This is a genomic window from Pseudoalteromonas sp. JC3, assembly GCF_030291895.1.
In the GTDB taxonomy this organism is placed as follows: domain Bacteria; phylum Pseudomonadota; class Gammaproteobacteria; order Enterobacterales; family Alteromonadaceae; genus Pseudoalteromonas.
Genome location: NZ_CP127855.1, coordinates 928,643 through 940,777, shown reverse-complemented (window position 1 = coordinate 940,777; position 12,135 = coordinate 928,643). Strand labels below are relative to the sequence as shown.

Here is a 12,135-nt window from a genome sequence, read left to right as displayed (position 1 = left end):
TTCCCCTAATTCAATGCGGTGACCACGCACTTTAACCTGGTGATCGGCCCGACCAATCACTTCAAACTCACCTGACACCGTCAATCTGGCCAAGTCTCCCGTCCGATATAATGGTCGTGCTGTGCCGTCTGGGGCAATTCCTGTAATAAAGCGAGTCGCAGTTAACGCCTCTTGGCCGAGATAACCTAAGCTGACTCCCTCTCCACCTATATATAATTCTCCAGTACAGCCATGCGGTTGTAGTTGATAACTATCACTCAGCACATAAAGTTGAGTGTTTGCAATTGCCCGACCAACTGTCACTTGCTCGGAAGTTACTTTACTGGCTGCTGACCAAACTGTCGTTTCCGTCGGCCCATATAAGTTCCATAAAACCTCACCTTGCGCCTGCAATGCTTTACTGAGGTGATTATCAAGTGCTTCTCCGCCACATAAAATTGTTAAACCTGATATGGGCTGCCAGCGCCCTTCCGCCAGTAACATTTTCCAGCTTGCGGGGGTTGCCTGCATCATATTGATATCACCTCGGTGTAAGCGTGAAATCAACGCTCCCGGGTCCCGCCGCATCGCATTATCCGCTAAGTGTACCGTCCCCCCAACTAACAAAGGTAGAAACAACTCTAGTACATGAATATCAAAGCTAATGGGAGTCACCGCAAGTAACTTAGTATCTGAACTCGCACTCAATAACTCTGCCATTGCCGTTAAAAAATTCACGACATTATGATGGCTTACCATCACTCCTTTAGGTTGGCCTGTGGAGCCTGACGTATAAATAACATAAGCGCATGCTCCACTTTCAAGACGCTCCGCTTCCCACTCTAACGACCCTGCACAGCTAAGTAGCTGTTCAACATCATAATAAGGCACTGTGCTTGGCAGTTGTTCACAGACCGAAGGCTCACTAATTACAAGGCATGCTCCGCTATCGTTAATCATGTGCGTTAAGCGTGCACTCGGATACTCTGGGTCTAATGGAACATAGGCTGCGCCAACTTGCCACACCCCAAGTAAAGTGGGCAATAACATGATGGTGCGTGGTAAACAAACCCCCACCCGTTGACCTCGTTTCACACCAACCTGCCGAAGCCCTTGTGCAATATGTTTCGCATGTTCAAACAATTGCTTATAGTCAAGCTGTTGCTCAAGGCAGCGTACCGCTATTGCATTTGGGTGGCATTGACCCGCCTGCTGTAGCAGGGTTATTACCGTCTGCTGTGGAATGTGACTACAAGGTCCTTGTCCTTGCCGGATAAGATCAGCTTGCTCGTGCTCTGTTAATAATGACAACAGGCCAATATTTTGCTCCACAGGGGCGTGGACTAAAGCCATGAGCAATCGCGCTAAGTGCACCAACAAGGTATTCGCACGTGACTCACTAAAGAGTTGTTGGTTATAAACAAGATTAATAACCAGTTCGGAGTCTTGCCAAAAGGCATTAAAGGTTAAATCATATTCACTAAAGAGTGCTTCTGGCTGGCACTCAGTTATAGTGATGTCAGCAAGATCCAAACTCGCCTGACGTTGGCTGTGTAAATTCAACATGATTTGGAACAACGGCGCGTGCGCTTGACTACGCTCAGTTTGCAATTGCTCAACCAACTTCTCAAAAGGCACAGCCTGATGTGCTTGTGCATCCTGATTTACGGCTCGGATTTGCTGACAAAAATCAGCTACCGACTGCTCCCCATGACAATCTAGCCGCAGAACAACATTATTAATAAAGCATCCAATTAATGGCTCTACTTGGGATGATAAACGATTGGCCACTGGGCTACCGATAACGATATCGCGATTGTTACTGTGGCGGCTCAATAGCATTCCCAAGGCACCATGTAACAGCATAAATAGCGTCATTTCTTGCTGCTGTGCAAAGGTTTTGAGCTGCTCTGCCTGTTGTGCCAAAAGCACAGTGCCAACCTGTTTGCAGGCAAAGGATTGACTTGTCGGGCGTGCTCCGTCACAAGGTAAGTCATGGTGCTGGGGTAAGTCAGTTAATTGTTCCAACCAGTAATCGACACTGGGTTGTAGTACTTCTTTACCCTGTTGCTGCTGCCAATCAGCATAATCACTATACTGAATTGCTAAAGGAGGAAGTACCGCAGCCTCCCCTCTTTGCAACCCTTGATAAAGTGCCGCAAACTCTCGATGCAATATCTCTACCGACCAACCATCTGCGATGATGTGGTGAAGACTGATCATCAGCACCGCTTCCGTTGCACTTTGCCTGACCAAACTCGCTCTAAATAGTTGCCCTGCTGTTAGGTCAAAACCTCGCTGTCCTTCTTCTGCTTGTAGTGTCTGTATCTTATGCTGCTGTGTTGCAGGCGCTAGTGATGTTAAATCGTAATGCTGTAAGACAAACCTGACCTCACTTTCCACGACTTGCCTAGGCTCACCTTCATGGCTGATGAAACGGCTTCGCAATATATCATGCCGTGCAATAATGCCTTGTAATGCCTGCTCTATATAGTCAGCTGCTATTACTCCTCGCAACTGTAATGTTGAACTCATCACATAATGCGCACTGCCAGGTTGCATCTGTTCAATAAACCACAAACGCTGTTGCGCATATGACAAAGCCGCCGGCTCTGAACTGCTTCGTTTTGTGATCAATGTTTGTTGTGAGTGTTCCGCTGCGTCTATTGTTGCCGCTAGGCTAACTAAGTCTGGCTGAGCAAATATGTCGCCTAAACCTAGCTCTACTGCAAACGTTGAGCGGATCTCAGCTTGTAGCTTTACACTTAATAAGGAATGCCCACCTAGCGCAAAAAAGTGTTGCTCTAGACCGATATCCCCCGCTTCTATCCCCAACAATTCAGCACATATTTGTACCAATCGTCGCTCTGTTTGACTTGTCGCAGTTATTCGTTTCGTTGCTTGCTGATGTGGACTAGGTAGCGCACTGCGGTCCACTTTACCGTTTGGCGTCAATGGTAAACGCGGTAATGTCACAACCTGTTTTGGTACCATGTATTCCGGTAAGACAGTCGCCAATTGCTGCTGTATGTCACCATGACTGTCGTCTTTGTCACTGACAATATAGGCAACTAAACGGCTCTGCTCCTCTTCGCCCACTACCAGCACCACCGCTTCTCTAACACTTGGTAGCGCTAATAATTGCTGCTCTATTTCCCCTAATTCAATGCGGTGACCACGCACTTTAACCTGGTGATCGGCCCGACCAATCACTTCAAACTCACCTGACACCGTCAATCTGGCCAAGTCTCCCGTCCGATATAATGGTCGTGCTGTGCCGTCTGGGGCAATTCCTGTAATAAAGCGAGTCGCAGTTAACGCCTCTTGGCCGAGATAACCTAAGCTGACTCCCTCTCCACCTATATATAATTCTCCAGTACAGCCATGCGGTTGTAGTTGATAACTATCACTCAGCACATAAAGTTGAGTGTTTGCAATTGCCCGACCAACTGTCACTTGCTCGGAAGTTACTTTACTGGCTGCTGACCAAACTGTCGTTTCCGTCGGCCCATATAAGTTCCATAAAACCTCACCTTGCGCCTGCAATGCTTTACTGAGGTGATTATCAAGTGCTTCCCCGCCACATAAAATTGTTAAACCTGATATGGGCTGCCAGCGCCCTTCCGCCAGTAACATTTTCCAGCTTGCGGGGGTTGCCTGCATCATATTGATATCACCTCGGTGTAAGCGTGAAATCAACGCTCCCGGGTCCCGCCGCATCGCATTATCCGCTAAGTGTACCGTCCCCCCAACTAACAAAGGTAGAAACAACTCTAGTACATGAATATCAAAGCTAATGGGAGTCACCGCAAGTAACTTAGTATCTGAACTCGCACTCAATAACTCTGCCATTGCCGTTAAAAAATTCACGACATTATGATGGCTTACCATCACTCCTTTAGGTTGGCCTGTGGAGCCTGACGTATAAATAACATAAGCGCATGCTCCACTTTCAAGACGCTCCGCTTCCCACTCTAACGACCCTGCACAGCTAAGTAGCTGTTCAACATCATAATAAGGCACTGTGCTTGGCAGTTGTTCACAGACCGAAGGCTCACTAATTACAAGGCATGCTCCGCTATCGTTAATCATGTGCGTTAAGCGTGCACTCGGATACTCTGGGTCTAATGGAACATAGGCTGCGCCAACTTGCCACACCCCAAGTAAAGTGGGCAATAACATGATGGTGCGTGGTAAACAAACCCCCACCCGTTGACCTCGTTTCACACCAACCTGCCGAAGCCCTTGTGCAATATGTTTCGCATGTTCAAACAATTGCTTATAGTCAAGCTGTTGCTCAAGGCAGCGTACCGCTATTGCATTTGGGCGGCATTGACCCGCCTGCTGTAGCAGGGTTATTACCGCCTGCTGTGGAATGTGACTACAAGGTCCTTGTCCTTGCCGGATAAGATCAGCTTGCTCGTGCTCTGTTAATAATGACAACAGGCCAATATTTTGCTCCACAGGGGCGTGGACTAAAGCCATGAGCAATCGCGCTAAGTGCACCAACAAGGTATTCGCACGTGACTCACTAAAGAGTTGTTGGTTATAAACAAGATTAATAACCAGTTCGGAGTCTTGCCAAAAGGCATTAAAGGTTAAATCATATTCACTAAAGAGTGCTTCTGGCTGGCACTCAGTTATAGTGATGTCAGCAAGATCCAAACTCGCCTGACGTTGGCTGTGTAAATTCAACATGATTTGGAACAACGGCGCGTGCGCTTGACTACGCTCAGTTTGCAATTGCTCAACCAACTTCTCAAAAGGCACAGCCTGATGTGCTTGTGCATCCTGATTTACGGCTCGGATTTGCTGACAAAAATCAGCTACCGACTGCTCCCCATGACAATCTAGCCGCAGAACAACATTATTAATAAAGCATCCAATTAATGGCTCTACTTGGGATGATAAACGATTGGCCACTGGGCTACCGATAACGATATCGCGATTGTTACTGTGGCGGCTCAATAGCATTCCCAAGGTACCATGTAACAGCATAAATAGCGTCATTTCTTGCTGCTGTGCAAAGGTTTTGAGCTGCTCTGCCTGTTGTGCCAAAAGCACAGTGCCAACCTGTTTGCAGGCAAAGGATTGACTTGTCGGGCGTGCTCCGTCACAAGGTAAGTCATGGCGCTGGGGTAAGTCAGTTAATTGTTCCAACCAGTAATCGACACTGGGTTGTAGTACTTCTTTACCCTGTTGCTGCTGCCAATCAGCATAATCACTATACTGAATAGCTAAAGGAGGAAGTACCGCAGCCTCCCCTCTTTGCAACCCTTGATAAAGTGCCGCAAACTCTCGATGCAATATCTCTACCGACCAACCATCTGCGATGATGTGATGAAGACTGATCATCAGCACCGCTTCCGTTGCACTTTGCCTGACCAAACTCGCTCTAAATAGTTGCCCTGCTGTTAGGTCAAAACCTCGCTGTCCTTCTTCTGCTTGTAGTGCCTGTATCTTATGCTGCTGTATTGCAGGCGCTAGTGATGTTAAATCGTAATGCTGTAAGACAAACCTGACCTCACTTTCCACGACTTGCCTAGGCTCACCTTCATGGCTTATAAAACGGCTTCGCAATATATCATGCCGTGCAATAATGCCTTGTAATGCCTGCTCTATATAGTCAGCTGCTATTACTCCTCGCAACTGTAATGTTGAACTCATCACATAATGCGCACTGCCAGGTTGCATCTGTTCAATAAACCACAAACGCTGTTGTGCATATGACAAAGCCGCCGGCTCTGAACTATCTCTGGGCTCAATTATTATGGCTTTATTAACACCAAGGGCTGCACTATCAATAAACTGGGCTAACGAGCTAAGCGTGCTGAATTGATATGCTTGAGCTGCAGAGAAGTCAATATTAAAGTAGGTAGCAACGGCTGTTGCCATTTTTATCAAAGAAAGTGAGTGCCCACCCAAACCGAAAAAGCTGCTATCTCGGCCAACAGCTTCACACACAATACCTAGCTTATCAGCCCATAATTCAGCTAACGCAATTTCTGTAGGTGTTATTGGCGGTTGTGTAGTCTGTATCTGTGGTTTTGGCTTTGGTAATCGCTCACGATCTATCTTGCCATTTTGAGTTAAAGGCCAATCAGCAACAATAACGATAGCTTCAGGCACCATATAACTGGGCAATTGTTGCTGCAAGTGTACCCGAAGTAACTCTACTAATTGTTTATCGGTGTCGTTGATGGGCTGAACATATGCAACAAGCTGTTTATCAATAGCGCCTTGCTGTAACACCACCAAACTACTCGCTACACCGTTGAATTGGTTAAGACAACTTCGGACTTCATCCAGCTCTACACGGAATCCACGAATTTTAACTTGCTGATCTACACGCCCAATAAATGCCATTACGCCTGGGCTAATATAACGAACATAATCGCCCGTGCGGTAGATCATTCGTGGAAGAGTGCTACCCTCAGAATAAAATGGATTCTCCACAAACCGTTCACGAGTCATCTCATCCTGATTTAAGTATCCTAGCGCAAGTCCATGCCCACCAACACATAGTTCTCCTTCCGCACCAAAAGGAGCGAGTCTATCCCCCTGCAAAATATAGACATGATCTCCAGGTAATGCCTTGCCGATAGGAATTGAGGTAGGAGCTACTTCATTAATCAAATGACATGTTGTAAATGTCGTATTTTCCGTTGGGCCATAACCATTCCAGAGCTGAACTTCAGGCAACTTCTGTTGACATAACTTTACAGCAGCAACATCTAACACATCACCACCTGCGATGACATTCTCAAGAGTGTGATGTTCGGGAAGAGACTGAGCCCATTGGCTGAACAAACCAGCGGTCAACCACAAGGTATTGATCTGCCAAAGCGCTAACTGTTGATTTATTTGCTCAGGAGTGACAAATTTTTCAGGGTAAACAACGCAGGTTCCACCGTTAAGTAGCGGTCCCCAAATTTCGAATGTTGCTGCGTCAAAAGCAATGTTTGCACAGTGCAATACCTGTGTCATTGAATTAAGTGGAAAATACTCGGCGTCACAAACTAAGCGTAAAATCCCTTGCTGTGAGGTTAAAACACCTTTTGGCTTACCTGTCGACCCAGATGTGTAAATAACATAAGCTACTTGCTCAGGAGGAGTAGATATTGCGGGCTTGCTCAGCAGCTTAGCGGTATCAATCAATCTTTCCATATAACCATCACAGAGTAGCAGCTTAGTACCTTGGAAAAATGTGAGTGTACTGCTAAGACTTGGTTCAGTTATCACAAGCGACAACTGAGCATCAGTTACAATATTCTCAAGTCGCTGTTGTGGTTGATTACTATCAAGAGGTACATAGGCGCCTCCAACTTTCAGTATTGCCAACATCGAAACTAGCATTTCTACGCTACGAGATACATGTAAGCCAACTAGCATTCCTGATGTAACGTTATACTTTTCAACTAGAGTGTGAGCGAACTGATTTGCTAGGTGGTTTAACTCTTCATAACTATATTTTTTATTCTTTGCAATGACAGCCACTTTATCCGCATATTTCAGCGCAATGGATTCAAAGCGTTGTGATACTGATTGATTTATTGGGTAAGGGATTTGGGCTTGGTTTAAAGTATGGATTAAATAGTCTTGCTCGGACTGAGTTAACATCTCAAGCTGAGCAGTACTGCCCTCATGGTTGCTTAGCAGGCTTCTCAAAAGCTGCCAAAAGTGTTGATCTAAGCTCTCAATTAAGGCATGGTCAAAACAGTTCTGATCGTAATACCAATTAAGACATAGCGTTTTGTGATCAAAGCTAAACTCTAAGTGCAGATCAAACTTTGCTTTACTTTGATGTAGCTGAAGTAAGGATAAGTTTGTTCCAGATAAGAACAGCTGCTCAGGAGCAATCCCCTGCTCAAAATCTTGTTGTTGCGTCAGCATTATTTGAAATAAATTACGCCCTTGCTCTGGAGCTAAACGTCTCACCAGTTCCTCGTAAGAGGCCTCTTGGTTGGCTTGCGCTTGCCTGTTAACATCTTTTATTTGGGCGAAGAAATCGGTAAGTAGCGTATCCTCTACCTGAGTTCTCAACACCAAGATATTGACAAAGAAACCTATTAGACCTTGAGTTTCTAAGGTAAGACGATTTGCAGCCGCCGTACCCACAACAATGTCGGTACTATTGCTATGACGTGCTAATAACAAAGCCAGAACCCCATGAACTAGCATAAATGGGGTCATTTGATTATCTTTTAATTGCGCTTCCAAAGGTCGCTTTAAAGCGTCAGAAATACGACTAGAATATTGACCTTGCTGACCTCGTTGCTCTGCTCGTTTGGAAACGTTTAGATATGCAGTTGTTGGCAAGTGGGCAAGCTGGCTTTGCCAATAATTATATTGCTGAGCCAATTCGTCGCTATTTTCTCTATCTCGTTGCCACAATGCGTAATCTTTATATTGAATTGGCAGCTCTGGTAGTTTTACTTCTTTTTTCTGCAATGCTAACTGGTATGCAGTTGCAAGTGCTTGACAAAAAATCTCCACTGACCAACCGTCAGCGATAATGTGATGTAAATTTATCACTAAAGTGCCTGACTTTACTTTGTCATCACCAACACCACTTTGCAGCAATACATCCACGTTAAAAAGTGTGTCACGGCCGAGTTCAAAATTATATTCCTGTTGTTCTTGAATATACCTTTGTCGAGCTAATTGATAATCTCGCGCTGTAAGCTGGGAGTAATCAATCACTCTTATGTAGTCATCTCGGGGAGCAGAAATAACTTGAACTACAGAGGAGCCATCTTGAACTAGGTTAGTACGTAGGATCTCATGCTGCGTCGCCAAAGCAATCAAGGCTTTATTCAAGCTATGAATATCGATATGTTCAGAAAACTCAAAAGCAGCTAGCATGTTGTATTCACAACTACCACCTTGTAGCTGATCCAGTGACCACAGCCTTAACTGGGCCATTGACAGGGGGTAACGCTCAGCAGAAGGTTGAGGCAATATTGTTGTGAGGTTTTCAGTCGCTTGACTCGCAGCATTTAGCTGCTCAGTTAACGCGGCAATCGTTGAGGCTCTGAATAAAGTCGCCAAGTTAATATCAACTTTAAACTCGCGCTTTAATCCCGAGAGCATGCTGACCGCCAGCAAGGAATGCCCACCCAAAGCAAAAAAGTCGCTTTCTGGCACTAACTTGGCAATAGAAACGTTTAACAGCTTTGACCATATCGAAGCCACACGCAACTCCATTTCGCTCAGGCTCATCTTTGAGTTAACACCATCACACAAGGCGATTTGTGGGAGCGCTTTCAGATCTATTTTGCCATTTGCTGAAATCGGCCACTGTTCCAGCAACATAAAACCACTTGGTATCATATAGCTGGGTAGTTCCAATGCTAATGCGCGTTTAATCTGCGCCAATAATTCTTCGGTTTTGTTATCCACAGCTTTAACATAGGCATTAAGCTGAGCTTCAGAGGCTGAGGAATCGAGTACGACGATAACCGAGTCGACACCACTTATCTGTTTGATATGATTTTCAATTTCTCCAAGTTCAACTCGGTGACCACGGATTTTAACTTGCTTATTATTACGCCCTAAATATTCAATGTTCCCATCACTTCTAAAACGACCTATATCTCCGGATTTATACATTCTTGCGTCGGGTTGATTTTGCCAAGGATCTGCGAAAAACGTTCGTGCCGTTAGATCCGGACGTTGCCAGTATCCGCGCGTAACTTTACTTCCTCCAATGTATATTTCTCCAGGTACTCCAAATGGAAGCGGACGTTGCTTTGAGTCTAGAATGTACAATTGAGTGTTGGGATCTGCACGACCTATTGGTACCCTATCTTGGATATCTCCATTTTTCTCAATCTCAAAACAACAGGCTGAAACCGTTGTTTCAGTGGGCCCATAGGAATTGATTAGCCGAGCTCTAGTATTCGTTTCATTTAGCCATTTTCTGACTTTATCTACCGCTAACGCTTCACCACCTAAAATAATAAGCTCAATACAACTCGGTATCTGACCATCAAGCTCGACTGCAAGTCGATGCCAAAACGCGGTCGGTAAACTAAGCAAGTTAATTTCGTACTTTTGACAAAATTGCCAAAAAGCATCAGCACTTCCCAAGCAGGTTTCACTACGTAACACTAAAGTTCCACCATGTACCAAGGCGACAAAGATTTCTTCTATTGCTGTATCAAAGCTCAATGAAGCAAATTGTAATACTCGCTTACCCGCAGTCATGGAATATTTGTGCTGTAATGGCAGGATAAATGCTGCTAGCTGGCGATATTCAACCATCACCCCTTTTGGTTTGCCGGTGGAGCCTGAGGTATACATGAGATAAGCTAAATCGTCTGACTTAGTAGGGATAGAGACTTGCTGATATTCGTATTGTTCAAGCGTCAGATCATCGCTGTTGATGACGGTGCAACCAAGGCTTTGGTTATTTTGATTTTTTAAGTTAGCAAGCCCTGCATTGTCGGATAAGCACAACACTGGGTCGGCATCAGCAACCATAACTTGAAGACGCGCTAGAGGAAGGGCCATATCACATGGTACATAGACAGCTGCCACCTTCATAATCGCCAGTATATTGACAATAAGTGCTATACTGCGTTGCTGGTAAACTAACACTCGGTCTTGTCTTTTCACACCTAACATTAACAAATGTTGGGCCATTGCATCTGCACGACGCTCAAGTTCGGCGTAGCTAATCGTTTGATCTGCTGCAATCACAGCCGTCCGCGCAGCAAGGTTGTTGCTATGCAAAGCGATTTGCTGATGTAGTAAGGCTTGCTCGGTAGCTAACTCGTCAATCGGTGTATTTTTTAGCAGCGCGAACCTTTGCTGATCTTCAGCAGAGAGAATCTCAATATCAGAAACTGGAGTTTCAGCACTTTGTAAGGTGATCTCTTGCATCACGACCATTAGCCTTTCTAACAACTGAGTGCCTTCAATTTCATTGAAATAAGCAAGGTTATGATCAAGCATTAACGCTGGTGATAGTTCCTCACCATACTCCCAATAAGTCACCGTAACTGGAGTTATTTCATGTAGATGTGATACATACTCAAGAGACTCGGTACCATTTTCAAAATTCAGGGAGCTATCCAATTTTAAATAGTTAAAGGCAATATCAAATAGTTGATTTTCTTTGCCTGAACTACCCAATGCATTGACCAAGTGCCCGAAGGGAAAACGCTGATGTCGAAAGCACTTTTTCTGCCGATTTGCGATATCTTTGACTAACTCCAGCAACGACTTCTCACCTGCGCAATTAAGTGTTGTTGGACTGATACTGGTAAAAGCCCCCAGCATCCGCTTTTGTTTAGCACCGTTACGGTTATGAAAAGATAACCCTATGTTCAATTCCGTTAATTGGTAAGCTTTGGAAAAATAGATGCTTACTCCAGCTAATACCAATTGAGCAACACTCACTCCCCATGCTTTAGCTCGAGCAACCATGCTTTTGTGTAACTGCGTAGGAATATCAAGTTGTATTCGGTTACTCGGTGTATGTTGTTGACGCCAGCTTTCTTTATGAGTACGGTTAAAAACTCGTGCTTGAGGCGTTATTCCCTGTTCAAGCCAAAATTCTCTATCTCTTTGATACTTTAAACTTGCTACATAATTTTCGTCGTCTGCGACAATTTCAGCCCAGAGCCCCATCTTTGATTGATGTTGTGGGTCTTGACCACGATAATACTGGCTCAATAAATCAGCCCAGTTTGCAAATCCCCAACCGTCCATCATGACATGATGAGCAATCGCTACATACCAGTATTCATTCACGGAAAGCTTGACCAAATAGGCATCGTATAACGGCTGCTCTTCAAGCTGAAACGCTTCTGCAAAACGCTGCTGCAGCCAAACTGTGGCATGCTCAAGAGGAGTTGAGTAGGCCGAAAAGTCGAGTACTTCTAAATTAGTAAATCTAGAGTCACTAAAATACTGAGATATGCCGCTTTCACTCTGGCGCACTCTCATTCCAAATATTTCATGATTTATGACTAGCTTTTCATGAGCTGCTTTAATCCGACTTTCGTCAATCGCTCCCAACTTAATATAGCCACCAACATTATATAGTGGGTGCTCAAGATACTGTTGTTGGTCCAAATAAATGTCGCGCTGCGTTAAACTCAACGCTAAGTAGCAGGTTGAGCCTTGCTTTTGTCCATCCATCATCAT

Annotated in this window: 1 protein-coding gene (running past one end of the window); it reads right to left on the bottom strand. The window is 44.9% G+C overall.

Features of this window, described 5'->3' with window-relative positions; translation table 11 throughout:
* Positions 1–12,135 carry the 5' portion of a non-ribosomal peptide synthetase gene (locus tag QSH61_RS03930; protein WP_286123224.1) on the bottom strand. Its footprint begins 3,750 nt before the window's first position, so the window shows 12,135 of its 15,885 coding nt (coding positions 1–12,135); its start codon is at positions 12,133–12,135; its stop codon lies beyond the left edge, outside the window.